The following is a 25,457-nucleotide window of genomic DNA, read 5'->3' as shown; positions in this document are numbered from 1 at the left end:
CGCGGCGGGCCCCCGCACCCCCGGTTCCGCGATCAGAGGAGAGACTGTGCCCACTGTGCCCACGGCCGCGACGCCCGCTCGGAGGGCCGCGGCAGACGTGACCGCGCTCCTTGAGCGCGGCCGGACCCTGGCCACACCGGTGCTGCGTGCGGCCGTCGACCGCCTCGCCCCTCCCATGGACACCGTCGCCGCCTACCACTTCGGCTGGATCGACGCCGCGGGCAACCCCGCCGACGGCGACGGGGGCAAGGCGGTGCGTCCCGCGCTCGCCGTGCTCTCCGCCGAGGTCACCGGCGCCGCACCCGAGGCGGGCATCCCCGGCGCGGTGGCCGTCGAACTCGTGCACAACTTCTCGCTGCTGCACGACGACCTGATGGACGGCGACGAGCAGCGCCGGCACCGCGACACCGTCTGGAAGGTGCACGGCCCCGCCCAGGCCATCCTGGTCGGCGACGCCCTGTTCGCCCTCGCCAACGAGGTCCTGCTGGAGCTCGGCACGGTCGAGGCCGGCCGCGCCACCCGCCGTCTGACCACCGCCACCCGGGCCCTGATCGACGGCCAGGCCCAGGACATCTCCTACGAGCACCGCGACCGCGTCAGCGTCGAGGAGTGCCTGGAGATGGAGGGCAACAAGACCGGCGCCCTGCTCGCCTGCGCCTCCTCCATCGGCGCGGTCCTCGGCGGCGCGGACGACGCCACCGCCGACGCGCTGGAACGGTACGGCTACCACCTCGGCCTCGCCTTCCAGGCCGTGGACGACCTGCTCGGCATCTGGGGCGACCCGGACGCCACCGGCAAGCAGACCTGGAGCGATCTGCGCCAGCGCAAGAAGTCCCTGCCGGTGGTGGCCGCGCTCGCGGCCGGCGGCCCCGCCTCGGAGCGCCTCGGCGAGATCCTCGCGGCCGACGCCAAGAGCAGCGACTTCGAGAACTTCTCCGAGGAGGAGTTCGCGGCCCGCGCCGCCCTCATCGAGGAGTCGGGCGGCCGCGAGTGGACGGCCCAGGAAGCGCGCCGTCAGCACACCATCGCCATCGAAGCCCTCGACGCCGTCGACATGCCCGAGCGGGTACGGGACTCCTTCACGGCGCTCGCCGACTTCGTCGTCGTACGAAAGAGATGATCACTATCGGGCGAACACGTCTCGCGTAGTCGCCGGCCGGTGCCGCAGGGAGCCTGCGGTCACCGGCCGACGGCGGACCCACAGCAGCACGACTCGCACGACTGCACGAAGGGGAAGCCATGACAGCGACGACCGACGGAAGCACCGGGGCGACCTTGCCGTCCCGCGCTGCCGCGGCCAGCGACATCACCCGTACCACCCCCGAGACGGCCGGGGTGCACGAAGCCGCCGCACGGGCCGCACAGCGCGCCACCGACTTCCTGCTCGCCACGCAGGACAGCCAGGGCTGGTGGAAGGGCGACCTGGAGACCAACGTCACCATGGACGCCGAGGACCTGCTGCTCCGCCAGTTCCTGGGCATCCTGGACGAGCGGACCGCCGGGGCCGCCGCGAAGTTCATCCGCGGCGAGCAGCGCGCGGACGGCACCTGGGCCACCTTCTACGGCGGGCCCGGCGAACTGTCCACCACCATCGAGGCGTACGTCGCCCTGCGGCTGGCCGGGGACACGCCCGACGCCCCGCACATGGCGCGGGCCTCCGCCTGGATCCGCGAGCGCGGCGGCATCGCCGCCGCCCGGGTCTTCACCCGGATCTGGCTCGCCCTCTTCGGCTGGTGGAAGTGGGACGACCTGCCCGAACTCCCGCCGGAACTCATCTACTTCCCGACCTGGTTCCCGCTCAACATCTACAACTTCGGCTGCTGGGCGCGGCAGACCATCGTGCCGCTCACCATCGTCTCCGCCAAGCGCCCGGTGCGCCCCGCCCCCTTCGCGCTGGACGAGCTGCACACCGACCCGGCGCGGCCCAACCCGCCGCAGCCGCTCGCGCCGGTGCTCAGCTGGGACGGACTCTTCCAGCGGCTCGACAAGGTGGTCCGCGGCTACCGCAAGGTCGCCGTGCGCCGGCTGCGCAAGGCCGCGCTGAACTCGGCCGCCCGCTGGATCGTCGAGCGCCAGGAGAACGACGGCTGCTGGGGCGGCATCCAGCCCCCAGCCGTGTACTCGGTCATCGCCCTGCACCTGCTCGGCTACGACCTCGAACACCCGGTGCTGCGCGAGGGCCTCGCCTCGCTGGACCGTTTCGCCGTCTGGCGCGAGGACGGCGCCCGGATGATCGAGGCCTGCCAGTCCCCGGTGTGGGACACCTGCCTCGCCACCATCGCCCTCGTGGACGCCGGACTGCCCGTCGACCATCCGCAACTGGTCAAGGCGGCCGACTGGATGATCGGCGAGGAGATCGTCCGGCCCGGCGACTGGGCCGTACGGCGGCCCCAACTGCCCCCGGGCGGCTGGGCGTTCGAGTTCCACAACGACAACTACCCGGACATCGACGACACCGCCGAGGTCGCCCTCGCGCTGCGCCGGGTCAGGCACCACGACCCCGAGCGCGTGGACCGGTCGATCGGGCGGGCCGTCCGCTGGAACCTCGGCATGCAGTCCAAGAACGGCGCCTGGGGCGCCTTCGACGTCGACAACACCAGCCCCTTCCCGAACCGCCTGCCCTTCTGCGACTTCGGCGAGGTCATCGACCCGCCGTCCGCCGACGTCACCGCGCACGTGGTCGAGATGCTCGCGGCCGAGGGCCTCGCCCACGACCCGCGCACCCGGCGCGGCATCGACTGGCTGCTCGCCGACCAGGAGCCGAACGGCTCGTGGTTCGGCCGCTGGGGCGTCAACTACATCTATGGCACCGGATCGGTCGTCCCCGCGCTCACCGCGGCCGGACTGCCCGGCTCGCACCCCGCGATCCGGCGGGCCGTGCGCTGGCTGGAGAGCGTCCAGAACGACGACGGCGGCTGGGGCGAGGACCTGCGCTCCTACAAGTACGCCAAGGAGTGGAGCGGCCGGGGCGCCTCCACCGCCTCGCAGACCGCGTGGGCGCTGATGGCGCTGCTCGCGGCGGGGGAGAAGGGCTCCAAGGCCGTCGAGCGCGGCGTCCAGTGGCTGGCCGAGACCCAGCGGGAGGACGGCACCTGGGACGAGCCGTACTTCACCGGCACCGGCTTCCCCTGGGACTTCTCCATCAACTACCACCTCTACCGGCAGGTGTTCCCGCTCACCGCCCTCGGCCGGTACCTGCACGGGGACCCCTTCGAGCGCCGTCTGCTCGCCCCGTCCGGAAAAGCCTCCTCGCAGGCCGAGGGGGACTGAATTGAGCAACCAGCCCGCTCCGGCCCCGCTGCTGATCGCCTGCGCGCTCGGCATCGAGCACCTCGCCCTGCGCACCGGCGACCGCGGCGGGGCCGGCGGGCCGGTGCACCTCGTCCGCACGGGCATGGGGCCGCGTGCGGCGGAACGCTCCGTCACCCGGCACCTCGCCGGCCGGCCGGCGGCCGACACGGCCGTGCTGGCCACCGGCTTCTGTGCCGGGCTCGCTCCCGGAATGCACCCCGGCGACCTGGTGGTCGCCGAGGAGACCCGGGACCCGCGCGGGACCGTCCCGTGCGTGGGCACCGAACTGCTGGTCAAGGAACTCGCGCGGCTGCTGCCCGGGCGCACGGTCCACACCGGCCCGCTCACCGGCTCCGACCATGTCGTCCGGGGACCCGAGCGGTCCGACCTCCTCGCCACCGGCGCGATCGCGGTGGACATGGAGTCGGCGGCCACACTGCTGGCCGCCGTCCGCACCGGCGAACGCCCGGTCGCGGCGGTACGCGTGGTCGTGGACGCTCCGGAGCACGAGCTGGTCCGGATCGGCACGGTGCGCGGTGGAATATCAGCTTTCCGTGTTCTTCGTTCCATCCTTCCCGCATTTTTCGAATGGCACCGTTCTTTGCTGCTCCCCCGGAGGTGAGCCAGATGGCCATGCCGTTGCGTCAGTCCATCAAGGTCGCTACATACCTGGCCGAACAGAAGCTCCGCAAGCGGGACAAGTTCCCGCTCATCGTCGAGCTGGAGCCGCTGTTCGCCTGCAACCTGAAGTGCGAGGGCTGCGGCAAGATCCAGCACCCGGCCGGTGTGCTCAAGCAGCGCATGCCGGTGGCCCAGGCCGTGGGCGCGGTACTGGAGTCCGGTGCGCCGATGGTGTCCATCGCCGGCGGCGAACCGCTGATGCACCCGCAGATCGACGAGATCGTGCGGCAGTTGGTGGCGAAACGGAAGTACGTCTTCCTGTGCACCAACGCGATGCTGCTGCGCAAGAAGATCGACAAGTTCACGCCGTCGCCCTACTTCGCGTTCGCCGTGCACATCGACGGGCTGCGCGAACGGCACGACGAGTCCGTCGCGAAGGAAGGCGTGTTCGACGAGGCGGTGGAGGCCATCAAGGAGGCCAAGCGGCGCGGCTTCCGGGTCACCACCAACTCCACCTTCTTCAACACGGACACCCCGCAGACCATCGTCGAGGTGCTCAACTTCCTCAACGACGACCTGAAGGTGGACGAGATGATGATCTCGCCCGCCTACGCCTACGAGAAGGCGCCCGACCAGGAGCACTTCCTCGGTGTCGAGCAGACCCGCGAGCTGTTCAAGAAGGCCTTCGCGGGCGGCAACCGCAGGAAGTGGCGGCTCAACCACTCCCCGCTCTTCCTGGACTTCCTGGAGGGCAAGGTCGACTTCCCGTGCACCGCGTGGGCGATCCCGAACTACTCGCTCTTCGGCTGGCAGCGCCCCTGCTACCTGATGAGCGACGGGTACGTGCCCACGTACCGCGAACTGGTCGAGGAGACCGACTGGGACAAGTACGGCCGCGGCAAGGACCCGCGGTGCGCCAACTGCATGGCGCACTGCGGCTACGAGCCGACCGCCGTCCTCGCCACCATGGGCTCCCTGAAGGAGTCGCTGCGCGCGATGCGCGAGACCGTCTCCGGAAACCGGGAGTGAGGCGGTGACCGCCGTCCCCTTGGGCGTTCCCGAGGTACCGGCCCGCCCGGTCGCGCCGCGACGCGTGTCGCGGCAGATCCAGGTCGGGCCGGTGGCGGTCGGGGGCGGAGCCCCCGTGTCGGTGCAGTCGATGACGACGACCCGTACGTCGGACATCGGCGCCACCCTGCAGCAGATCGCGGAACTCACCGCGTCCGGCTGCCAGATCGTCCGCGTCGCCTGCCCTACGCAGGACGACGCGGACGCCCTCGCGACCATCGCCCGCAAGTCGCAGATCCCGGTGATCGCGGACATCCACTTCCAGCCGAAGTACGTGTTCGCGGCCATCGAGGCCGGCTGCGCCGCGGTCCGGGTGAACCCGGGGAACATCAAGAAGTTCGACGACCAGGTGAAGGAGATCGCGCGCGCCGCCAAGGACCACGGCACGCCGATCCGGATCGGCGTCAACGCCGGTTCGCTGGACGGGCGGCTGCTGCGCAAGTACGGCAGGGCGACCCCCGAGGCGCTGGTGGAGAGCGCGTTGTGGGAGGCGTCGCTCTTCGAGGAGCACGGCTTCAGGGACATCAAGATCTCCGTCAAGCACAACGACCCGGTCGTGATGATCGAGGCGTACCGGCAGCTCGCCGAGGCGTGCGACTACCCGCTGCACCTGGGTGTGACCGAGGCGGGTCCGGCGTTCCAGGGGACGGTCAAGTCGGCCGTGGCCTTCGGGGCGTTGCTGGCGCGGGGCATCGGGGACACCATCCGGGTGTCGCTGAGCGCGCCGCCCGCCGAGGAGGTCAAGGTCGGCATCCAGATCCTTCAGTCGCTGGGGCTGCGGCAGCGGCGCCTGGAGATCGTCTCGTGCCCCTCCTGCGGCCGGGCCCAGGTGGACGTGTACAAGCTGGCCGAGGAGGTCACCGCGGGCCTCGACGGCATGGAGGTGCCGCTGCGGGTCGCGGTGATGGGGTGCGTGGTCAACGGTCCGGGCGAGGCCCGCGAGGCCGACCTCGGGGTCGCCTCGGGCAACGGCAAGGGGCAGATCTTCGTCAAGGGCGAGGTCGTCAAGACCGTACCGGAGTCGAAGATCGTGGAGACCCTCATCGAGGAGGCCATGAAGCTCGCCGAGCGGACGAGCCCCGCAGACCAAGTGAGTTGAGCAGAAGCACGGACCGAGAGGGGGCCCGAGCGTGACCATTCTGGAGAGCATCCGGGGACCACGCGACCTGAAGGCGCTGTCCGAGGCGGAACTCGGTGAACTGTCCGAGGAGATACGTGAGTTCCTGGTGCACGCGGTGTCGAGAACCGGCGGGCACCTCGGGCCCAATCTGGGGGTGGTGGAGCTGTCCATCGCGCTCCACCGGGTCTTCGAGTCGCCGGTCGACCGGATCCTCTGGGACACCGGCCACCAGAGCTATGTGCACAAGCTGCTGACAGGGCGTCAGGACTTTTCGAAGCTGCGCGGCAAGGGCGGTCTTTCCGGCTACCCCTCGCGCGAGGAGTCCGAGCACGACGTCATCGAGAACAGCCACGCCTCCACCGCGCTCGGCTGGGCCGACGGCCTCGCCAAGGCCAAACAGGTGCGGGGCGAGAAGGGCCATGTGGTCGCGGTCATCGGCGACGGCGCGCTGACCGGCGGCATGGCCTGGGAGGCACTGAACAACATCGCGGCGGCCAAGGACCGGCCGCTGATCATCGTCGTCAACGACAACGAGCGGTCGTACGCCCCCACCATCGGCGGCCTCGCCAACCACCTGGCCACCCTGCGCACCACCGACGGCTACGAGCGGGTCCTGGCCTGGGGCAAGGAGGTGCTCCAGCGCACCCCGGTCGTCGGCGGCACGCTCTACGAGTCCCTGCACGGCGCGAAGAAGGGGTTCAAGGACGCCTTCGCCCCGCAGGGCATGTTCGAGGACCTGGGCCTGAAGTACCTCGGGCCGATCGACGGCCATGACATCGAGGCCGTGGAGTCGGCGCTGCGCCGGGCGAAACGCTTCCACGGCCCCGTCCTGGTCCACTGCCTCACCGAGAAGGGCCGCGGTTACGAGCCCGCCCTCGCGCACGAGGAGGACCACTTCCACACCGTCGGCGTGATGGACCCGCTCACCTGCGAGCCGCTCGCCCCGTCCAGCGGACCCTCCTGGACCTCGGTGTTCGGGGACGAGATCGTGCGGATCGGGGAGGAGCGCGCGGACGTCGTGGCGATCACGGCGGCCATGCTGCACCCGGTCGGTCTCGGCGCCTTCGCCGAGCGCTTCCCCGACAGGGTGTGGGACGTGGGCATCGCCGAGCAGCACGCGGCCGTGTCGGCGGCCGGGCTCGCGACCGGCGGACTGCACCCCGTCGTCGCCGTCTACGCCACCTTCCTCAACCGGGCCTTCGACCAGCTGCTGATGGATGTCGCCCTGCACCGCTGCGGGGTCACCTTCGTCCTGGACCGGGCCGGGGTCACGGGCGCCGACGGCGCCTCCCACAACGGCATGTGGGACATGTCGGTCCTCCAGGTCGTCCCGGGGCTGCGGATCGCCGCCCCGCGCGACGCCGAGCAGCTGCGCGCACAGCTGCGCGAGGCGGTCGCCGTGGACGACGCGCCCACCCTGGTCCGCTTCCCGAAGGAGTCCGTCGGGCCGCGCGTCCCGGCCCTCGACCGGGTCGGCGGGATGGACGTCCTGCACCGCGCCGAACGCCCCGAGGTGCTGCTGGTGGCGGTCGGCGTGATGGCGCCCGTGTGCCTCCGGGCCGCTGAGCTGCTCGAAGCCCGCGGTATCGGCTGCACGGTGGTGGACCCGCGGTGGGTCAAGCCCGTCGACCCCGCGTTGCCCGGTCTCGCGGCCGGACACCGGCTGGTGGCCGTGGTCGAGGACAACAGCCGGTCGGCGGGCGTCGGTTCGGCCGTGGCGCTGGCCCTCGGCGACGCCGACGTGGACGTGCCGGTACGGCGGTTCGGCATCCCGGAGCAGTTCCTCGCGCACGCCAAGCGCGGCGAGCTGCTGGCCGACATCGGCCTCACGCCCGTCGAGATCGCCGGGCGGATCAGTGCGAGCCTGGCCGTCAGGGACGCGGGCGGCACAGCCAAGGAGAGTGAATGACCACCGAGTTCGACCTCGGCGCCCTGCTCGCCGAGCGCGGAGCCGAACGCTACGAGCTGCACACGAAGCACCTGAACCCGCAGCTGCCGCGCATGCTGCACACCATCGGCTTCGACAAGGTCTACGAGCGGGCCGAGGGCGCCCACTTCTTCGACGCGGACGGCAACGACTACCTGGACATGCTGGCCGGGTTCGGCGTGATGGGCCTCGGCCGCCACCACCCGGTGGTCCGCAAGGCGCTGCACGACGTCCTGGACCTGGACCTGGCCGACCTCACCCGCTTCGACTGCCAGCCGCTGCCCGGCCTGCTCGCCGAGCGGCTGCTCGCCCGGAGTCCGCACCTGGACCGGGTGTTCTTCGGCAACAGCGGCACCGAGGCGGTCGAGACGGCCCTGAAGTTCGCCCGGTACGCCACCGGCCGGCCCCGCGTCCTGTACTGCGACCACGCCTTCCACGGGCTGACCACTGGTTCGCTCTCGGTCAACGGCGAGAGCGGCTTCCGGGACGGCTTCGCCCCGCTGCTGCCCGACACCGCCGTACCGCTGGGCGATCTGGAGGCTCTGGCGCGGGAGCTGAAGAAGGGCGATGTGGCCGCGCTGATCGTGGAGCCGATCCAGGGCAAGGGCGTGCACGAGGCGCCGCCCGGCTACCTGCGCGCCGCGCAGGAGCTGCTGCACCGGCACAAGGCGCTGCTCATCGCCGACGAGGTGCAGACCGGCCTCGGGCGCACCGGCGACTTCTACGCCTATCAGCACGAGGACGGCGTGGAACCGGACCTGGTGTGCGTGGCCAAGGCGCTCTCCGGCGGCTATGTGCCCGTGGGCGCCACCCTCGGCAAGGACTGGATCTTCAAGAAGGTCTACTCGTCCATGGACCGCGTGCTGGTGCACTCGGCGAGCTTCGGCGCCAACGCCCAGGCGATGGCGTGCGGTCTGGCCGTGCTGTCGGTCATGGAGGACGAGCAGATCGTCGCCGGTGTACGCCGGACGGGCGAGCTGCTCAGGACCCGCCTCACCGGGCTGATCGACACGTACGAGCTGCTCGCCGACGTGCGCGGCCGGGGCCTGATGATCGGCATCGAGTTCGGCAGGCCGACCTCGCTGAAGCTGCGCAGCCGCTGGACCATGCTCCAGGCGGCCCGCAAGGGCCTGTTCGCGCAGATGGTGGTCGTACCGCTGCTGCAGAAGCACCGGATCCTCACCCAGGTCTCCGGTGACCACCTGGAGGTGATCAAGCTCATCCCGCCGCTGGTCCTCGACGAGGCCGACGTGGACCGGTTCGTGGAGGCCTTCACGGCCGTGATGGACGACGCGCACAGCGGCGGCGGTCTGATGTGGGACTTCGGCAAGACCCTCATCAAGCAGGCGGTGGCCAACCGCTGACCGCGGCCGGTTCAGCCGAGCGACAGCACGAGAACGAAGGGGAAGAGCAGTCCGGTCGTGCCCAGGACGGTTCCCGTCACCGAGGTCCACAGCCGGCCGCCGTTCCGGCGGGCGTGGTGGATCCCCGTCAGACCGAAGGCGACGGCGAGCCCTCCCGCGATGAGCATCACGGGCATCAGCAAGAACGTGAGCGTGGGCCACACACCCGCCGCGGCGACCGTTCCGAGGACCATCGAGGTGGGGCCGAGGGCGCCGGCGGGTGTGTCGCTCGGGCCCTGCGCGGTTTCAGCGGACATGCCATCCCCCAAGTTTTGAACGTGTTCAAACTCTGGGCTTGATCGTAGCAGGGGTGCGGCACGGCGGGGCGGAAGCCGAGGTGGGCGCGCTTTTTGCCTCTGGGGCAAGAAAATTGCCCGAGAGGCAAGATTCGGGCTCAATGGAGGCATGAACGCCTCAGACCCCGGGCCGCCACCGGCACCGGACGACGGCCTCACCGCCGTCGCGCCACAGCTGCGCGACCTGCGCCGGCACGCGGGCCTCACCCTGGAGGCCGCCGCCCGCGCGGCCGGGCTCTCCCCGGCCCATCTCTCCCGGCTGGAGACCGGGCACCGCCAGCCCTCGCTGCCGATGCTCCTCGCCCTCGCCCGTATCTACGGTACGACCGTCTCCGAGCTGCTCGGCGAGACGGTCGCCGACCGGGACGCCATCGTACGGGCCGCCGACATGGAGCCGACCAGGGCGGGCGGGTGGACGTACTTCCAGGCGGGGGCGCCGGGCCGCGGCATGCAGGCCCTGCGGGTACGGGTGCCCTACGGCTCGCAGGGCGACATCGTGCGCGTCCACCCCGGCGAGGAGTGGCTCCACGTCCTCACGGGCCGCCTGCGGCTGCGGCTCGGCGACACCGTGCACCTGCTCGGGCCCGGTGACAGCGCGCACTTCGACTCGCTCACCCCGCACCGCCTCGCCGCCGAGGACCGCGACGGCGTGGAGCTGCTGTTCGTCCACACCCTGCTGCAGAGCCCCACGGCCACCCTGTGCCTGGGCCCGTCGACCGGAGAGCTGCCATGAGCGATTTCGAGGAGAAGTTCCCCCGCTCCCTGTGGATCCGGCTGATCATCTACATCGCCCTCGGGCATGTGCTGGCCGCGTTCCTCTACCTGCTGTTCGCCGTGGGCGCCAAGGGCTGACCCGCCGCGGGCGTGACATCATGCACGGATGCCCGAGACGTCCGACCCGATCACCGCCCGCTGGCCGCTCGCCGAGCCCCGTACGGCCGACTGGCTGCGGGAGCTGGCGGGGGACGGCATCACCGGATTCATGGCCCCGCCGCTCCCGGACTCGGCCTGGGTGCTCAACGCGATGTACGAGCACGAGCGGGCCCCGGCCGATGTCACTCACGACGCGTACCACCGGGCCCGGGTGGCGGACGGGAGCATCGCACGGCACGTCGTCGGGGACATCGACCTCACCGAGCGGTCGGTGACCACCGGCGGCGGTCTCGGCCGGGCCGAGCATCCCGGACCCGGCTGGCGCCGGCTGCGCTGGGCGGAACTCGCCGCACGCACCGGCGACGCCATGGTGCCCGAGGGACTCCTGCCGTCCTTCCGCTGCTTCCCCTCGGCGAAGCAGGGCGGCAGCTGGCCGCTGCGGATCGCGCCGCCCACCGAGGGCAGCCTGGACCGGGAGAGCTGGAACCGGCTGATCGGGATCCTCACCGAGCACAGCCCGGCGGGCCCGGACACCCGCTGCCTCGCCTACTACAACCCGCTGATGCTCCTGGACTTCGACGGCGAGAACACCCACGTACGGGCCGGCCGGCTCGGGGACGCCGCCCTGCTGTACGACAACCCCGAGGTCAGGTTCAGCCCGTCCAACCTGTGGGCCGAGGACCGCTCCTGGGTCCTGTGCACCGACTACGACCTGTGGGCCAGCAAGCTGTCGGGCCCCGCCCCGCTCGTCGAGGCCCTGCTCCGCGACCCGGAGATCGAGGCCGTCCGCCTGCCCTGGGCCCTCTGACCGCCGCCGGTCAGTCCACCAGCCGGTCGCGCAGCCGCTCGCGGGCCTCGGGGGAGAGGCCGAGGCCCTCGGCGAGGTAGGGCTCGACGCCGCCCCAGGTCTCCTCGATGCTCGCGAACGCCGCGTCGAGGTACTCGGCACGGGCGTCGAAGAGCGGGTTGAGCAGCTCCATCACCTCGGGCGTGTACGCGGTGCCCGGGCTGCCGCCGCGGCGGACCTTGTAGCGGCGGTGCTTGGCATTGGACTCCAGGTAGTCGGCGACGATCGCCTCGCGCTCGACACCGACGGCGAGCAGGGTGACGGCCACGGAGATGCCCGCGCGGTCCTTGCCGGCGGCGCAGTGCATCAGCGCGGGCACGCTGTCCACCGCGAGCGCGTGCAGCACCCGGGAGTGCTCGGCGGTGCGCTCCTTGACGATCTTCCGGTAGGAGGCGATCATCCGGGCCGCCCCCTTGCCGTCGTCGAGCAGCGCGCGCAGCTGGTCGAGGTCGCCGTCGCGGACCATCTTCCAGAACTCGGCGCCGTCCGCCGGGTCGCTCAGCGGCAGATTCACGTTCCGCACCCCGGGCAGCGCGACATCGGGGCCTTCCAGCCTCTGGTCGGCGGCGTTGCGGAAGTCGAAGATCGTGTGCAGGCCCAGGGAGGCGAGGAAGGCCGCGTCCTCCTCGGTCGCGTGCGCGAGATGACCGCTGCGGTACAGCACTCCGTGGCGCACCCGCCGCCCGTCCACGGTGGGCAGTCCGCCCACGTCGCGGAAGTTGCGGACGCCGGCCAGCTCCGGCTCGGTCGACGGGACCTGCTGCGTCACGAGGGGCTCCTCCCGGTCGGCCCCGCCGCCGCTGCTCGGCGGTGGGCGCTCAGTCGACCATACGGCATCGGTTTCCTGGGGCAATGAGTTGTCCACAGGCATTGTCAGCAGGGTCCGCGGCCCTTGATGATGTTGGCACTTGAGCGGATCTGTTGGCACCTGTGAGGTCTCGATGGTGGACATCGCCGAAGACGGTCGTACCTGGCTCCTGTCGGGCCCCGGCAGCAGCTATGCCCTGCACCTCACCGCAGCGGACGAGCTGCTGCACCTGCACTGGGGGCCGCGGATCGCCCTCGCCGACGCCGAGGCGCTCGCGGCACACCCGCTGCCCGCTTACTGGGCCTTCGAGTCCCCCCTCGACGGCCGCGAGGAGTACCCCGTCGAGGGCGGCCCCCGCTTCGTCCGCCCCGCTCTCTCCGTGCGCACCGACGAGCGCCGCGGCACCGAGTGGCGCTTCGAGTCCTACCGCGCGGAGGGCGACGAGCTGCGGCTGCGCTTCGACGACGACGGCGTGGGCATCACGCTGCACTACCGGATGCGCGGCGACGTCGTCGAGCGCTGGGTGACCGTCCAGAACGGCGGCAGCTCGCGCGTGGAGCTGCTGCGGGCGGACGCGGCCACCTGGACCCTGCCCGACCGCGAGGGCTGGCGGCTGTCCCAGCTGCACGGCCGCTGGGCCGCCGAGTCCCGGCTCACCACCGCCCCCCTCACCTACGGCGAGAAGGTCATCGGCAGCCGCCGCGGCCACACCGGCCACCAGCACCTGCCCTGGGTCGCCCTCGACACCGACGCCACCGAGGAACGCGGCGAGGTCTACGGCTGCGCGCTCGGCTGGTCCGGCTCCTGGCGCATCGCCGTCGCCCAACTCCCGGACGCGCGCGTGCAGATCACCGGCGGCGCCGGCCACGACGACTCCGGGCTGCTGCTCCTCGCGCCCGGTGAGTCGTACACCACCCCGGTCTTCGCGGGCCTGTGGAGCGACGGCGGCTTCGGCGGCGCGAGCCGCACCTGGCACGCCTATCAGCGCGCCCATGTGATCCCGGGGGCCGACCGGGACCGCCCGGTGCTGTTCAACTCCTGGGAGGCGACGACCTTCGACATCTCCGAGAAGCAGCAGGCCGCCCTGGCCCGCCGGGCCGCCGAAATCGGCGTCGAGCTGTTCGTGGTGGACGACGGCTGGTTCGGCGCCCGCACCAGCGACCACGCGGGCCTCGGCGACTGGACGCCCAACCCCGACCGGTTCCCGCACGGTCTCAAGCCCCTCGCCGACCAGGTGCACGGCCTGGGCATGCGGTTCGGCATCTGGGTGGAGCCCGAGATGGTCAACGCGGACAGCGAGCTGTACCGTGCCCACCCCGACTGGGTCCAGCACCAGACGGGACGCAAGCGGACGGAACTGCGCAATCAGCTCGTTCTCAACCTCGCCCGCGAGGATGTCCAGGAGTATCTGTGGGAGCAGCTGGACACCCTGCTGTCCAGCGCCCCGGTCGACTACGTCAAGTGGGACTTCAACCGCTGCTTCACCGACGCCGGCTGGCCGGGGGAGCCGTACCCGCAGCGCCTCTGGGTGGACCACGTCCGCGCCCTGTACGCCCTGCTGGACCGGTTGCGGGCCGCGCACCCCCAGGTCGCCTTCGAGTCCTGCTCGGGCGGCGGCGGCCGGATCGACCTGGGGGTGCTGAGCCGCACCGACCAGGTGTGGACCTCCGACAACACCGACCCGCTGGACCGGCTCGCCATCCAGCACGGCTTCAGCCAGATCCATCCCGCGCGCGTGATGGCCGCCTGGGTCACCGACAGCCCCAACACCCAGCTCAACGGGCGTTCCAGCTCCCTGCGCTTCCGGTTCGTCAGCGCCATGGCGGGCGTGCTCGGGGTCGGCGGCGACCTGACGGAGTGGAGCGCGCGGGAGCTGGCCGAGGCCCGGCGGTGGGTGGAGCTGTACAAGGAGATCCGGCCGGTCGTGCAGCACGGCGAGCTGTACCGGCTGCGGCCCCCGGCGGGCGGCCTGAGCGCCGTCCAGTACGTGCGAGGAGCGGAGACGGTCGTCCTCGCCTGGCTCCAGGCGCAGAGCTTCGGCGAGCCGGCGCCGGCGCTGCGGCTGCGCGGACTCGACCCGACGGCATCGTATGAATGCCGTGAAACGGGCGAAGTGTACCGAGGGGCCGTTCTGCTGCACCATGGACTGCGCACCGGGCTCACGGGCGACCTGGACGCGACGGTTATCCGACTGCACCGCATCTGAGCCATCTGCCCGAATTGATGCCTTCGTCCAAACTCGCCGTGGAATGAGGCGTCATGGCCGAGCAGTGCGTGAGCAGCGTCATATCCGTGACCGTGCGTCGCGCGTCATGTCCACGTAATAGCCGTACGGGAAAAGCGGAACGGGCGCGCGGAGACGCGGGAATTCACGCTGGGTGACCATGGATTTTCGTCCGTGATCAGTCGAAACACGGACAACGGGAATCTGTCGCTTGTTTCCACGCGTCTTGCTCGCCTACCTTCGCCCTCAATCCGGTCGGAACGCCGAATCCTGCCGCCGCCCGGAGTCCCCTGACATGTGACCCGTGCCGGCAGGAGCGGGGGACCCGGGTACGACTGCCTGTCCGGTCTCCGCGACAGGCTAGGGGTGCAGCCGTGCGCGCACGGCCGGGCAGCTCCAGCCCGAACCCGACAGCTGACCTCGCAGGCGCCGGAGAGGAATCGCGCCATGCCCGCCAAGGGTAAGCACCGACGTCCCAAGACCCCGCGTTTTTCTCGCTCCATAGCCGCCGCCGGAACCGGCGGTGCCGCCTTGGCCCTGCCGCTCCTCGGAGCCGCCGGAGCGCACGCCGCCCCCGCCGCGCAGCCGGTCTCCGGAAAGGCCGTGCAGTCCCTTCCGGAAACGACGAAGAAGACCTCGGCCCAGTCGGGCGCGGGTGTGCGCACCTACACCGTGCGCGGCGGTGACTGCCTTGCGAAGATCGCGGAGGAGCAGCACGTCGGCGGTGGCTGGCAGCGGCTCTACGCCGACAACCGGCAGGCCGTGGGCGCCGACCCGTCGCTCATCCACCCGGGCCTGAAGCTCAGCATCGGCCGGCAGGCCGCACCGGCCCGCACCGAGTCCGCTGCCCCCCAGCACCCCTCGGCCGCCGCGCGGCCCTCCCAACCGCCCGCCGCCCAGCCCGCCGCCCCGCAGCCCGCCCAGACCTCCGGGTCCGGCAGCGCGCGCACCTCCGCCACCGGCTACCTCCTCCCGGTGACCGGCGCCACCGTCGGCACCAACTACCACGTCGCCGGCAGCATGTGGTCCAGCGGCTACCACACCGGCGTCGACTTCGTCGTACCGACCGGCACCCCGCTCAAGGCCGTCGCCGCGGGCACCGTCGTCTCCGCCGGCTGGGGCGGCGCGTACGGCAACCAGGTCGTCATCAAGCTGAACGACGGCCACTACGCCCAGTACGCCCACCTCTCGCAGCTCTCCGTCTCGGCCGGCCAGAGCGTGAGCCCCGGCCGGCAGATCGGCCTGTCCGGCGCCACCGGCAACGTGACCGGACCGCACCTGCACTTCGAGATCCGCACCACGCCCGAGTACGGCTCGGACGTGGACCCGGTCGCCTACCTCCGCTCGCACGGCGTCGCCGTCGGCTGAGCGCTCCCCCCGCACCACCTGCCTGACACGCCGCCGAAGGCCGGACCCCGATCCCCGGGTCCGGCCTTTGGTGTGTCCGCGTCCAACAGCCCGGAGATCATGTGTATTCCTGGATGGCAAATTCTTTACGAGTGGCTCATCTCACCGTTCGTCAACCCCCGCCTACGGTCGCGTAGGTCACATCCGAAGGGGAATCATGGTCCGACGTGGCAGACGATTCGAAGAATGACAGCAGATCAGTGATCGGGTCGTACGTGGCGGTGGGGGACAGCTTCACCGAGGGCGTCGGCGATCCCGGCCCCGACGGGGCGTTCGTGGGCTGGGCCGACCGGCTCGCGGTGCTGCTCGCCGACCGGCGTCCCGAGGGCGACTTCCAGTACACCAATCTCGCCGTGCGCGGGAAGCTGCTGGACCAGATCATGGAAGACCAGCTTCCGCAGGCCGCGGGCATGGCCCCGGACCTGATCTCCTTCTGCGCGGGCGGCAACGACATCATCCGCCCGGGCACCGACCCGGACGAGGTGGCCGAGCGCTTCGAGCGCGCCGTGGCCCGGCTGACCGAGGCCGCCGGCACGGTCCTGGTGACCACCGGCTTCGACACCCGCGGCGTCCCCGTGCTCAAACACCTGCGCGGCAAGATCGCCACCTACAACGGGCATGTCCGCGCCATCGCCGACCGGTACGGCTGCCCCGTGCTCGACCTGTGGTCCCTCAAGTCCGTGCGGGACCGCAGGGCGTGGGACAGCGACCGGCTGCACCTCTCGCCCGAGGGGCACACGCGCGTGGCGCTGCGCGCGGGGCAGGCACTCGGCCTGGACGTGCCGGCCGACCCGGAGCAGCCGTGGCCGCCGCTGCCGCAGCGGGGCACCCTGGAGATCCGCCGTGACAACGTCCAGTGGGCGCGCGAGTTCCTCGTCCCCTGGATCGGGCGGCGGCTGCGCGGCGAGTCCTCCGGCGACCACGTGACCGCCAAGGGCGCGCTGTCGCCGGACGACATCAAGATGCGCATCGCCTCCGTGGCCTGACCCGCGGACCGGGCCCCGGACCGCTCCAGCGCGGTCCGGGGCCCGGCCGCGCGCGTGCTCACCGCCGGCGCTCGGTCAACGCATCCCGGTCCAGACCCAGTTCCCGGGCGAGGGCGTCGTCCACCCACTCCTGCGCCCGGGACCGCGGCACCGCGCCCGGGTACGACGTCAGCTGCACCGCCAGACCGTCCAGCAGCGCGGTCAGCCGCAGCGCCGTACCCGCCGGGTCCGGGCACCGGAACTCGCCGGCCGCCACCCCCTCGGCGATGACCTCGGCGATCGCCGCCTTCCACTGCTTGTCCAGCTCCCGGCCGACCTCCCGCAGGGCGGGCTCGCGCAGGGCGACGGCCCAGCCCTCGATCCACAGCCGCCAGCCCTTGGCCTGTCCGGTCGGCGCGTACCAGCGCACCGCCGACCGCAGCCGGCGCAGCGCGGTGGTCCGCCGGCCCAGCAGCTTCCGCAGATGCGCGAGGTCGTCCCGGGCCGCGTAGGCGAACGCGTCGGCGACCAGGTTCTCCTTGGTGGAGAAGTGGTACAGCACCAGCGCGTTGCTCACACCGAGGGCGGCGGCGACGTCGGCGATCCGCACCGCCGCCACGCCCCGCGCCTCGATCTGCTCGATGGCAGCCCGCAGCAGCTCCTCCCGCCGCTCCGCCACGCTCAACCGCACTCTCGCCACGCGGTCACCCTAGCCGCTGACCCCGGTGGCGCCTAAGCCGTGTGCACGGGCCCGTCAGCGGTACCAGCCGTAGCGGTCCGCGATCACCGGCAGCCGGTCGGTCACCAGGGCGTGCGCCGCCGCGCGCGGGGTCGTCCCGTCGGCCTCGGCACGGTCGAGCATCAGGCCGACCAGGGCCCGCATGGAGCGCCGGATGTGCGCGAAGGCCTCGTCGGGGTCCGCGCCGATGTCGCCGAACAGGGTCCACCACCACCAGGCGTTCGTCCCGGAGTTGACCACCACGTCCGGCAGCACCGTCACCCCGCGCGCGGCCAGCGGCGCCTCCGCCTCGGGTACGACGGGCATGTTGGCCGCCTCGACGATCCAGCGCGCCCGGATCCGGTCCTGGTTCGCGCCGTCCACCACGTACGACACGGCGGCCGGCACCAGCACCTCCGCCTCGGCGGACAGCCAGGCGCCGCCGGGCAGCTCCCGGTCGTCCGGCCGCAGCGCGCCCCGGTCCACGGTCCCGTAGCCGTCCCGCGCGGCCAGCAGCGCCTCGACGTCGAGCCCCGCCGGGTTGGCGATCGTGCCCTTGATGTCGGCGACGGCCACCACCGTCAGACCCGCGCGCGTGAGGAAGCGCGCGGTGGCCCCGCCCATGGTGCCGAGCCCCTGCACGGCGACCCGGGTGCCGGCGTACGGCACCGCCGCCCGGTCCAGGGCCGCCAGCACCGACTCGGCGACCCCGCAGCCGCCGGCCAGCTCGTCCAGGCCGATGCCGTCCACCTCGACCGCGAAGGCGTCCGCGAGCCGCTTCCGGGCCGCCGCCTCGTCGTCCAGCAGCGGATACACCGCCTGCACGGAGGAGACCAGGCCCGCCTCGGCCGCCGCACGGTCCACCAGGTCCTGGCTGAGGCCCAGATCCTCGCCGGTGGTCCAGACGCTCTCGATGTACGGCCGCATCGCGCGCAGGTAGCGGACGAGGATCCCGTACGCCCGCGGGTCCTGAGGATCGCAGTCGATGCCGCCCTTCGCGCCGCCGAGCGGGACGTAGCGGGCCGCGGGGTCGTAGTGCAGGGCCTCCTTCATCGTCATGCCGCGGGCGAGCCCGGCCACCTCCTCCAGCGTGCAGCCGGGGCGCATCCGCAGCCCGCCGCTCGCCACGCCGCGCACCAGCCGGTCCACGACCAGGAAGCCCTGGCGGCCGGTGACGTGATCGGTCCAGACGAGCGAGATCAGGGGGGCGGTCATGGGAGCTCCGGAGGGCGTGAAGGCGAATGTTACTGAACCGTGAGTCAGTTTCCGGAGCGGGTCCGGGCCCTGTCAACGCGCTGAACCGATCTTCAGTGGCGGGCGGGCGCACCCCGCCGTGTCCGGACTGTCGCAGGGGCCGACCATAATGGAGGGCCTCACCCACTTCACCGGGAGGTACTGTGACCGGTCTGCGTTCTCCGAACTCCGGGCTCCGCGCGCTGCGGCCCGCTGCCTTCGGCGCGGACCCGGGCGGTGAACGCCTGGCGCGCATCCGCCGGTCGCCGCACTTCAAGGACGGCGTCTTCCAGAACCCCGGCGGCCCCGCCCGCACCCGGCCCAGCGGCTCCACGCTGGACCTCGCGAAGGTGTTCCTCGACAAGGAGACCCGGCCGTTGCGGGCCCCCAAGGGCACGATCCCGGTCCACCCGACCACCTTCGCCGACCTGGCCGAGCCGCCCGCCACCGGACTGCGGCTGACCTGGATGGGCCACTCCAGCGTGCTCGCCGAGATCGACGGCCACCGGGTGCTGTTCGACCCCGTCTGGGGCGAGCGCTGCTCCCCGTTCCCCTTCGCCGGGCCCAAGCGCCTGCACCCCGTGCCGCTGCCGCTGGCCGCGCTCGGTCCGGTCGACGTCGTCGTCATCTCGCACGACCACTACGACCACCTTGACCTGCCCACGATCAAGGCGCTGGCGGGCACGGACACCCTGTTCGCCGTGCCGCTCGGCGTCGGCGCCCACCTCGAACAGTGGGGTGTCTCCCCGGACCGGCTGCGCGAGCTGGACTGGCACGAGGCCACCCGCGTCGGCGGCCTCACCCTCACCGCCGCCCCGGCCCGCCACTTCTGCGGCCGGGGCCTGCGCAACACCCAGCACACCCTCTGGGCGTCCTGGGTCGTGGCGGGCGAGGAGCACCGGATCTACCACAGCGGTGACACCGGCTACTTCGACGGCTTCAAGGACATCGGTGCCGGCCACGGCCCGTTCGACGCCACGATGATCCAGATCGGGGCGTACAGCGAGTTCTGGCCCGACATCCACATGACCCCCGCGGAGGGCCTGCGCGCCCATCTGGACCTCCAGGGCGGGGCGCCGCACGGCGTCCTGCTGCCGATCCACTGGGGCACCTTCAACCTCGCCCCGCACCCGTGGGCCGAGCCGGGGGACTGGACGAAGGAGGCCGCCGAGGAGGCCGGCCAGGCGGTCGCCCTGCCCCGCCCGGGCGAGCCCTTCGAACCGTCCGGCAAGCTTCCGGCGGAGGCGTGGTGGCGCGGCGTGGCGGGCGAGGTGCGGCGGACATGGCGCTCGGTGGGGGCGTTCGTCGCGGAGCCGCCCGCCCGGGGCGCCGCCACGCACGGCAGCGTGGGCTGAGCCCGACGAGGCACCTGCGCCCACCCCTTTCCCCGGGTCCGCGGCGGACTTTTCCCGGGTCTGCGGCGAACGGCTGAGGGCACGCCGTTCGCCGCACCCGCGCACCCAGACACCTCCGCGTACGCCAAGGCGCTGATCGCCTCCCCTCCGCGTACGCCTGACGGCCATTTCTCCGCGTACGCCTCCACTCCGCGTACGCCCTCTCCCGTCGCGCTCCCTCACCCCGGCCGAGGTGCAGGCCAAAGCAGACACTCTCCGTAGTTTTCGGGTGGGGTTCAGCGGGCGGCAAGACCCCCTGCGGCTGCCGTGACGGAGGATCCGGGAGTCGTCGGCGGAGACGCACGCGCCCGCTCGACCACGTCTCCGGGGCGCGGCACGATCGGGACCGCCTTTCGTTTACGACCGCCTGTGACCAGCCAGGATCGATCCTGTTCGCGCTCGGTCAGGCACCGCGTCACGGTCATCGGACTTTCGTACGAAGCCTCATACCAGAGCGGGACGCTCCCCGGCGGACTTTGTCAACTGCCCGCCGCACATGATGCGCAGGCAACTACTGTGAGTGTCCGTCGGGCGACGCGCGGCCGGATCCACCGGTTCCGCCACCCGGCACCGCGATCGCGCACGCCCGCATCCGCATCTGCCCGCGGCGCGCACCGCACGAGAACCCAGGCCCCCACGGATCAGTACGAGGACGCAGATGTCTCACCTCCGAGCACCGGCCGCTCGCGCCGACCGCCGCGAGGGCGGCCGGCACGGGCGGCCGGTCGCCCGACCCGCTCCCGCACTGCCCGAAACGCATATACGGCCCCAGCTCATGCGGCTCGCCGTCCTGCCACCCCTCGCGGTCGCCCTGAGCGGCACCGCCGCGGTTCTGGTCAGCATCCGCTCCACCGGCGCGCACACCGGACCCGTCCTGTGGGCCGTACTCGCCGGAGCGGTCGCCGTGGCCGTGGCCGGCATCCTGATCGCCGCCATCGCCGCCGACCGCGCCGCCCGCTGCGTCGCCGACCGCGTCGAGGCGCTGCGCCGCACCGCCGCGCGCGGCGAGGCCGATCTGCACGCCCTGGTCGACGCGCTGCGGCAGGGCGAGGCCCCGCCGCAGCGCGGCCCGCGCCGCCGGCCGCCCGCGGACGCCGACGACTTCGAGCTGCTCGCAGCGGAGCTGGCCCGCGCGCACGACGGCGCCGTCACCGCCGTCGTACGCGCGGCCCAGCTCTCCAGCCAGACGGGCAGCGAGCAGAAGCTGGAAGTGTTCGTCAACCTCGCGCGCCGGCTGCAGTCGCTCGTGCACCGGGAGATCTCGATCCTCGACGACCTCGAGAACGAGATCGAGGACCCCGATCTGCTCAAGGGCCTGTTCCACGTGGACCATCTGGCCACCCGGATCCGGCGGCACGCCGAGAACCTCGCCGTGCTCGGCGGCGCGGTCTCCCGCCGGCAGTGGAGCAACCCGGTCTGCATGACCGAGGTCCTGCGCTCCGCCATCGCCGAGGTCGAGCAGTACTCCCGGGTCAAGCTGGTGCCGCCCATCGACGGCGAACTGCGCGGCCACGCCGTCGCCGACGTCATCCATCTGCTCGCCGAACTCATCGAGAACGCCACGGTGTTCTCCGCCCCGCACACCCAGGTCCTGCTCCGCGCCAACCTCGTCACCTCCGGGCTCGCCGTGGAGGTCGAGGACCGCGGGCTCGGCATGCCCGTGGGCGAGCAGAACCGGATGAACGCCCTACTCGCCGACCCCGACCAGGTCAACGTCGCCAGCCTGTTGGCCGACGGCCGCATCGGCCTCTACGTCGTCTCCCAGCTCGCCCGCCGGCACGGCATCCATGTGCGGCTCCAGACCAACATCTACGGCGGCGTCCAGGCCGTACTCGTCGTCCCGCAGGCGCTGTTGGGCGACGCACCGGCCGCGCCGGACGCACCGGGCGCGGACACCGACGCGAGTGCGGACGCCGACACGAGTCCCGGCGACGGGACTGCCGTATCGCAGCCGCAGCCGCAGCCGCAGCCGCAGCCGCAGACCCGGCCGCACCCGGTGCATCCGGCGCGGACGCAGTCCCAGCCGCAACAGCCCGTCCAGGGCGGGGCCGAGGCCGGGACCGGGGCGGCTGCCGGGCAGGCACCCGGCACCGGTCGGCGGCGGCACGCCCAGCGCGGATCCGCGCGACGCGGCGCCGAGACCGGCACCCGCGGAGGGAACACGGGCGCCCCCGCCCCGCTTCCGGTACGCGGTGCCCATGACACGCGGCCCACCCCCGCCGAGGCCGTGCCCGGCATCAGCGCCGAGGACCGGCAGGCCGTCGAGGCGCACGCGGGCATCGCGCCCACTCCGCGCGTCGGCCCGGTCCGCGGCACCATGGACAAGCCCCAACTGCCCCGCCGGCGTGCCCAGGAGCACATCGCTCCCCAGCTGCGCGGCGGCCCGGCGCCCCGCCAGGACGCCGACAGCGTCGCCGGCCACGATCCCGGCCTGATGGCCGCCTTCCAGCGCGGGATCGGGCTCGCCGAGGCCCAGCAGAACCTGGAGTCGGAGTACGGGGACCCGGAGTACCGGGAACCGGGGTACGAGCAGCCCGGGTACGGGACGACGCCGTACAGCGAGACGGCGTACGGGAAAACCTCGTACGACAAGACGTCGTACGAGAAGACGTCGTACGAGCACATGGGGTCGGGCCATGCGGAGGCGGCGGTCATGGCGGGCACACACCTGTCGGCCTCCGTGCCGGACGCCACCGAGCCGGCCCACGCGCACATGGGCGCGGACGCCATGGGCTCACCCCACACGGGTCAGGAGCACATGGAGGGTCCCTACATGGCCCAGGACCACATGGCCCAGGACCACATGGCTCAGGACCACACGGCTCAGGACCACACGACCCCGGACCACAGGGAGCCCGCCCCCATACCTCCGGCGCGCGCCGTCGCGCCCGTGTCCGACGGCATCCGCGGCACCGGCCGGACCGACGGGAGCGCCCCGGCCGGATGACCACCTCCACACCCGCACGTCGTACCCCCACCCCCAGCGCTCCCGCAGATCTTCGTACCCCAAGGAGTCGATCCACCATGGCGAGCGACGCGCCGACCGTCCACGCATCCGACCTCGACTGGCTGCTGAGCGGCCTCGTGCAGCGCGTACCCCACACCAGCAGCGCGGTGCTCCTGTCCAGCGACGGACTCGTCAAGTCCGTGCACGGCCTGGACGCCGACAGCGCCGACCACATGGCGGCCCTGGCCTCCGGCCTGTACTCCCTCGGCCGCAGCGCGGGCGTCCGGTTCGGCGACGGCGGGGAGGTCCGCCAGGTCGTCGTCGAACTCGACGCGACCCTGCTCTTCGTCACCACCGCGGGCTCCGGCACCTGCCTCGCCGTGCTGGCCGGCCGCGAGGCCGACGCCGCGGTGCTCGGCTACGAGATGGCCATGCTGGTCAAGAGCGTCCGCCCGTACCTGGTGACCGCGCCCCGGCAGCATGCCGTCGAATCCACGGCGACGAGGCCTTGAGCGTGGCCGCAGCCGGCGACGGGCCCTGGCTGGACGACGCGGCCGGGCGGCTGGTGCGCCCCTTCACGGTCAGCAACGGCCGCACCGAACCCAGCGTCGCCCTCGACCTGATGTCGCAGGTGATGGCCACCGGAGTCACCCCGCTCGGCTACCTCGGCCCCGAGCACGCGCAGGCGCTCGACCTGTGCCGCGCGCCCGTCTCGGTCGCCGAGGCGGCCGCCCAGCTGAAACTGCCCGCGGTGGTGACCAAGGTGCTGCTCTCGGACCTGGTCGACTGCGGTGCGCTGACCACCAAGCCGCCCGTGTATCACCACACTCCCACTGACCGGTCTCTGCTGGAGGCAGTGCTCGATGGACTACGACGACAGCTCTGACCCGTTCCCCACCGCCCTCAAGATCCTGGTGGCGGGCGGGTTCGGGGTCGGGAAGACGACCTTCGTCGGTGCGGTCAGCGAGATCGCGCCGCTCAGTACGGAGGAGCTGCTCACCACAGTCAGCGTCGGCACGGACAGTCTCGACGGCGTCGAGAACAAGATGGAGACCACGGTCGCCATGGACTTCGGCCGGATCACCCTCGATCCGGACCACGTGCTGTACCTGTTCGGCACTCCGGGACAGGAGCGGTTCTGGTTCATGTGGGACGAGCTGTCCGAGGGCGCGCTCGGCGCGGTGATCCTCGCCGACACCCGCCGCCTCCAGGACTGCTTCGCCGCCGTGGACTTCTTCGAGGAACGCGGGCTCGCGTTCATCGTCGCCGTCAACGAGTTCGACGGGTCCTTCCGCTACGACCCCGACGAGGTGCGGTCCGCCATCGATCTCGGCCCGGAGGTCCCGGTGGTGCGCTGCGACGCCCGGATCTCGAGCTCCGGTGTCCAGACGCTGCTCACCCTGGTCCGCCACCTCCTCGCCCATGCCCCGGCGCCCGCGCCCAGCCATGGCGCCCACATGTGATCCCGCCCTACCGCCCACGGAGCCGCTATATGAGGTCTGCCCACAGTGCCGGAGCCCGGCCATGAGCTACGAGCCGCCCCGGCCGGTCCGGGGTCTGCTGCTCACCCCCGAGGACAAGGAGGCACCCGCACGCGTCCACCGGCTGCGCCGACTCGGTCTGGTGGACCGGCCCGACCCCGTGCTCGACACCTTCGCCGGTCACCTCGCCCAGCTCACCGGCGCGCTCTACGCCATGGTCAACTTCATCGGCGAGGAGCACCAGTTCTTCGCGGGCCTGAGCGCCCCCGCCACCGCCCCCGTCGTGCGGGAGGACGGCACCAGGGCCGAGATCGGCCGGGTGCTGCCGCGCGACCACGGGTTCTGCCCCCATGTGGTGGTCCGCCGCAAAGCCCTGGTCCTGGAGGACGTCAGCGACTATCCGCGGTTCGCGGGCAATCCGGTGGTCGACGAGTACGGCATCCGCTCCTATCTCGGCGCCCCGCTGATCGACAGCTCCGGTATGGCGCTCGGCACCGTGTGTGCCGCCGACACGGCGCCCCGTGCGTGGGGCAGGCCGGGCCTGGAGACCATCAAGGCACTCGCCGCCGACCTCGTCCTGCGCCTCGAACGGAGTACGGAGGACGGCCTGCCGCTCTGAGCCGAGGGGCACGGCTAGGGGCCTCGCGGGCGGGCGTCGGCCCAGCATCCCCGGGGGTGACGCGCGGGTAGGGAGAGGGCCTGTAGGAAAGCTGAGGCGCCGGTTAAGAAAAGCTCGATGGACCAGGGCGCGCGCGTACGGCAGATTGCAGGGTGATTCCACCCCTCTGACCCGGTGCGGGCCCCTTCGGCGTGCCCGCGGGCCGGGCCTCACCC

General features: G+C 72.2%; 23 protein-coding genes and 1 riboswitch. Of the genes, 19 read left to right on the top strand and 4 right to left on the bottom strand.

Annotation, left to right across the window (positions count from 1 at the left end; all coding sequences use genetic code 11):
* Nucleotides 1–55: 55 nt before the first annotated feature.
* The 7 genes from ACF073_RS33345 to ACF073_RS33315 all read left to right on the top strand — a co-directional run bounded on the left by ACF073_RS33345 (nt 56) and on the right by ACF073_RS33315 (nt 9,391).
* On the top strand, nt 56–1,120 hold the full coding sequence (locus tag ACF073_RS33345) for a polyprenyl synthetase family protein (RefSeq protein ID WP_392075266.1): 1,065 nt from the start codon (nt 56–58) through the stop codon (nt 1,118–1,120).
* Between the two features lie 119 nt (nt 1,121–1,239).
* Nucleotides 1,240–3,270, top strand: a complete 2,031-nt coding sequence (shc, locus tag ACF073_RS33340; RefSeq protein WP_392075178.1) for a squalene--hopene cyclase — start codon at nt 1,240–1,242, stop codon at nt 3,268–3,270.
* A gap of 1 nt (nt 3,271) precedes the next feature.
* Nucleotides 3,272–3,913, top strand: a complete 642-nt coding sequence (locus tag ACF073_RS33335; protein WP_392075177.1) for a 1-hydroxy-2-methyl-2-butenyl 4-diphosphate reductase — start codon at nt 3,272–3,274, stop codon at nt 3,911–3,913.
* A gap of 5 nt (nt 3,914–3,918) precedes the next feature.
* Nucleotides 3,919–4,941 (top strand): adenosyl-hopene transferase HpnH, encoded by a 1,023-nt coding sequence (hpnH, locus tag ACF073_RS33330; RefSeq protein ID WP_392075176.1) that lies wholly within the window; start codon nt 3,919–3,921, stop codon nt 4,939–4,941.
* Nucleotides 4,942–4,945: 4 nt separating this feature from the next.
* Nucleotides 4,946–6,079: a flavodoxin-dependent (E)-4-hydroxy-3-methylbut-2-enyl-diphosphate synthase gene (ispG, locus tag ACF073_RS33325; RefSeq protein ID WP_392075175.1), complete on the top strand. Its 1,134-nt coding sequence runs from the start codon at nt 4,946–4,948 to the stop codon at nt 6,077–6,079.
* Between the two features lie 31 nt (nt 6,080–6,110).
* Entirely contained in the window at nt 6,111–8,009 is a 1,899-nt protein-coding gene (dxs, locus tag ACF073_RS33320) for a 1-deoxy-D-xylulose-5-phosphate synthase (RefSeq protein ID WP_392075174.1), read from the top strand.
* Nucleotides 8,006–9,391, top strand: a complete 1,386-nt coding sequence (locus ACF073_RS33315) for an aspartate aminotransferase family protein (RefSeq protein ID WP_392075173.1) — start codon at nt 8,006–8,008, stop codon at nt 9,389–9,391. The genes dxs and ACF073_RS33315 overlap by 4 nt, the downstream gene beginning before the upstream one ends.
* A gap of 11 nt (nt 9,392–9,402) precedes the next feature.
* Here ACF073_RS33315 and ACF073_RS33310 read toward each other — a convergent pair whose 3' ends face one another.
* Entirely contained in the window at nt 9,403–9,687 is a 285-nt protein-coding gene (locus tag ACF073_RS33310; RefSeq protein ID WP_392075172.1) for a hypothetical protein, read from the bottom strand.
* Between the two features lie 148 nt (nt 9,688–9,835).
* Here ACF073_RS33310 and ACF073_RS33305 point away from each other — a divergent pair, with 148 nt between their 5' ends.
* From ACF073_RS33305 to ACF073_RS33295, 3 genes are read left to right on the top strand one after another with little or no spacing between them, the layout of a single operon-like run.
* Complete coding sequence (locus ACF073_RS33305) at nt 9,836–10,459, top strand: helix-turn-helix domain-containing protein (RefSeq protein WP_392075171.1); 624 nt, start codon at nt 9,836–9,838, stop codon at nt 10,457–10,459.
* Complete coding sequence (locus ACF073_RS33300) at nt 10,456–10,578, top strand: DUF6126 family protein (protein WP_073891447.1); 123 nt, start codon at nt 10,456–10,458, stop codon at nt 10,576–10,578. Before ACF073_RS33305 ends, ACF073_RS33300 begins: the two co-directional genes overlap by 4 nt.
* Before the next feature lie 28 nt (nt 10,579–10,606).
* Nucleotides 10,607–11,407, top strand: coding sequence for a hypothetical protein (locus tag ACF073_RS33295; RefSeq protein ID WP_392075170.1), 801 nt, complete (start codon nt 10,607–10,609; stop codon nt 11,405–11,407).
* 10 nt (nt 11,408–11,417) lie between these two features.
* On the opposite strand, the gene ACF073_RS33290 is transcribed toward ACF073_RS33295, so the two are convergent.
* Complete coding sequence (locus ACF073_RS33290) at nt 11,418–12,215, bottom strand: tyrosine-protein phosphatase (RefSeq protein WP_392075169.1); 798 nt, start codon at nt 12,213–12,215, stop codon at nt 11,418–11,420.
* 172 nt (nt 12,216–12,387) lie between these two features.
* On the opposite strand from ACF073_RS33290, the gene ACF073_RS33285 reads away from it, so the two are divergent.
* The 3 genes from ACF073_RS33285 to ACF073_RS33275 all read left to right on the top strand — a co-directional run bounded on the left by ACF073_RS33285 (nt 12,388) and on the right by ACF073_RS33275 (nt 16,871).
* Entirely contained in the window at nt 12,388–14,460 is a 2,073-nt protein-coding gene (locus tag ACF073_RS33285) for an alpha-galactosidase (protein WP_392075265.1), read from the top strand.
* 306 nt (nt 14,461–14,766) lie between these two features.
* Nucleotides 14,767–14,920, top strand: a riboswitch (cyclic di-AMP (ydaO/yuaA leader).
* Nucleotides 14,921–14,925: 5 nt separating this feature from the next.
* Nucleotides 14,926–15,846 carry a peptidoglycan DD-metalloendopeptidase family protein gene (locus tag ACF073_RS33280; RefSeq protein WP_392075168.1) on the top strand — a complete coding sequence of 307 codons (921 nt, stop codon included), beginning with the start codon at nt 14,926–14,928 and terminating at the stop codon, nt 15,844–15,846.
* A gap of 239 nt (nt 15,847–16,085) precedes the next feature.
* Nucleotides 16,086–16,871, top strand: coding sequence for an SGNH/GDSL hydrolase family protein (locus tag ACF073_RS33275; RefSeq protein WP_392075264.1), 786 nt, complete (start codon nt 16,086–16,088; stop codon nt 16,869–16,871).
* 58 nt (nt 16,872–16,929) lie between these two features.
* Here ACF073_RS33275 and ACF073_RS33270 read toward each other — a convergent pair whose 3' ends face one another.
* Nucleotides 16,930–17,550, bottom strand: coding sequence for a TetR/AcrR family transcriptional regulator (locus ACF073_RS33270; protein ID WP_392075167.1), 621 nt, complete (start codon nt 17,548–17,550; stop codon nt 16,930–16,932).
* Between the two features lie 54 nt (nt 17,551–17,604).
* Entirely contained in the window at nt 17,605–18,783 is a 1,179-nt protein-coding gene (locus ACF073_RS33265; protein WP_392075166.1) for a Glu/Leu/Phe/Val dehydrogenase dimerization domain-containing protein, read from the bottom strand.
* A 182-nt stretch (nt 18,784–18,965) separates the two neighbouring features.
* On the opposite strand from ACF073_RS33265, the gene ACF073_RS33260 reads away from it, so the two are divergent.
* The 6 genes from ACF073_RS33260 (at nt 18,966) to ACF073_RS33235 (ending at nt 25,242) form a co-directional block, all read left to right on the top strand.
* Nucleotides 18,966–20,156 (top strand): MBL fold metallo-hydrolase, encoded by a 1,191-nt coding sequence (locus ACF073_RS33260; RefSeq protein WP_392075165.1) that lies wholly within the window; start codon nt 18,966–18,968, stop codon nt 20,154–20,156.
* A 697-nt stretch (nt 20,157–20,853) separates the two neighbouring features.
* The gene (locus ACF073_RS33255; RefSeq protein WP_392075164.1) at nt 20,854–23,142 is read left to right on the top strand and encodes an ATP-binding protein; all 2,289 of its coding nucleotides are present in this window, start codon (nt 20,854–20,856) and stop codon (nt 23,140–23,142) included.
* A 77-nt stretch (nt 23,143–23,219) separates the two neighbouring features.
* Nucleotides 23,220–23,654, top strand: a complete 435-nt coding sequence (locus tag ACF073_RS33250) for a roadblock/LC7 domain-containing protein (protein ID WP_392075163.1) — start codon at nt 23,220–23,222, stop codon at nt 23,652–23,654.
* Between the two features lie 2 nt (nt 23,655–23,656).
* Nucleotides 23,657–24,028 (top strand): DUF742 domain-containing protein, encoded by a 372-nt coding sequence (locus tag ACF073_RS33245; protein ID WP_392075162.1) that lies wholly within the window; start codon nt 23,657–23,659, stop codon nt 24,026–24,028.
* Nucleotides 24,006–24,605 (top strand): ATP/GTP-binding protein, encoded by a 600-nt coding sequence (locus ACF073_RS33240; RefSeq protein WP_392075161.1) that lies wholly within the window; start codon nt 24,006–24,008, stop codon nt 24,603–24,605. The genes ACF073_RS33245 and ACF073_RS33240 overlap by 23 nt, the downstream gene beginning before the upstream one ends.
* Before the next feature lie 61 nt (nt 24,606–24,666).
* On the top strand, nt 24,667–25,242 hold the full coding sequence (locus tag ACF073_RS33235; RefSeq protein ID WP_392075160.1) for a GAF domain-containing protein: 576 nt from the start codon (nt 24,667–24,669) through the stop codon (nt 25,240–25,242).
* The last annotated feature ends 215 nt before the right edge of the window (nt 25,243–25,457 follow it).

Source organism: Streptomyces sp. NPDC015171, from assembly GCF_043079545.1.
Classification (GTDB): Bacteria; Actinomycetota; Actinomycetes; order Streptomycetales; family Streptomycetaceae; genus Streptomyces.
This window is presented reverse-complemented; position numbering and strand designations above follow the sequence as displayed.

What these genes read in the sequence shown, in the direction of transcription:
- ACF073_RS33315 (WP_392075173.1), top strand. Translation starts at nt 8,006, where the DNA reads ATGACCACCGAGTTCGACCTCGGCGCCCTGCTCGCCGAGCGCGGAGCC.
- ACF073_RS33305 (WP_392075171.1), top strand. Translation starts at nt 9,836, where the DNA reads ATGAACGCCTCAGACCCCGGGCCGCCACCGGCACCGGACGACGGCCTC.
- shc (WP_392075178.1), top strand. Translation starts at nt 1,240, where the DNA reads ATGACAGCGACGACCGACGGAAGCACCGGGGCGACCTTGCCGTCCCGC.
- hpnH (WP_392075176.1), top strand. Translation starts at nt 3,919, where the DNA reads ATGGCCATGCCGTTGCGTCAGTCCATCAAGGTCGCTACATACCTGGCC.
- ACF073_RS33255 (WP_392075164.1), top strand. Translation starts at nt 20,854, where the DNA reads ATGTCTCACCTCCGAGCACCGGCCGCTCGCGCCGACCGCCGCGAGGGC.
- ACF073_RS33250 (WP_392075163.1), top strand. Translation starts at nt 23,220, where the DNA reads ATGGCGAGCGACGCGCCGACCGTCCACGCATCCGACCTCGACTGGCTG.
- ACF073_RS33300 (WP_073891447.1), top strand. Translation starts at nt 10,456, where the DNA reads ATGAGCGATTTCGAGGAGAAGTTCCCCCGCTCCCTGTGGATCCGGCTG.
- ACF073_RS33240 (WP_392075161.1), top strand. Translation starts at nt 24,006, where the DNA reads ATGGACTACGACGACAGCTCTGACCCGTTCCCCACCGCCCTCAAGATC.
- ACF073_RS33310 (WP_392075172.1), bottom strand. Translation starts at nt 9,687, where the DNA reads ATGTCCGCTGAAACCGCGCAGGGCCCGAGCGACACACCCGCCGGCGCC.
- ACF073_RS33265 (WP_392075166.1), bottom strand. Translation starts at nt 18,783, where the DNA reads ATGACCGCCCCCCTGATCTCGCTCGTCTGGACCGATCACGTCACCGGC.
- ACF073_RS33295 (WP_392075170.1), top strand. Translation starts at nt 10,607, where the DNA reads ATGCCCGAGACGTCCGACCCGATCACCGCCCGCTGGCCGCTCGCCGAG.
- ACF073_RS33285 (WP_392075265.1), top strand. Translation starts at nt 12,388, where the DNA reads ATGGTGGACATCGCCGAAGACGGTCGTACCTGGCTCCTGTCGGGCCCC.
- ACF073_RS33280 (WP_392075168.1), top strand. Translation starts at nt 14,926, where the DNA reads ATGCCCGCCAAGGGTAAGCACCGACGTCCCAAGACCCCGCGTTTTTCT.
- ACF073_RS33235 (WP_392075160.1), top strand. Translation starts at nt 24,667, where the DNA reads ATGAGCTACGAGCCGCCCCGGCCGGTCCGGGGTCTGCTGCTCACCCCC.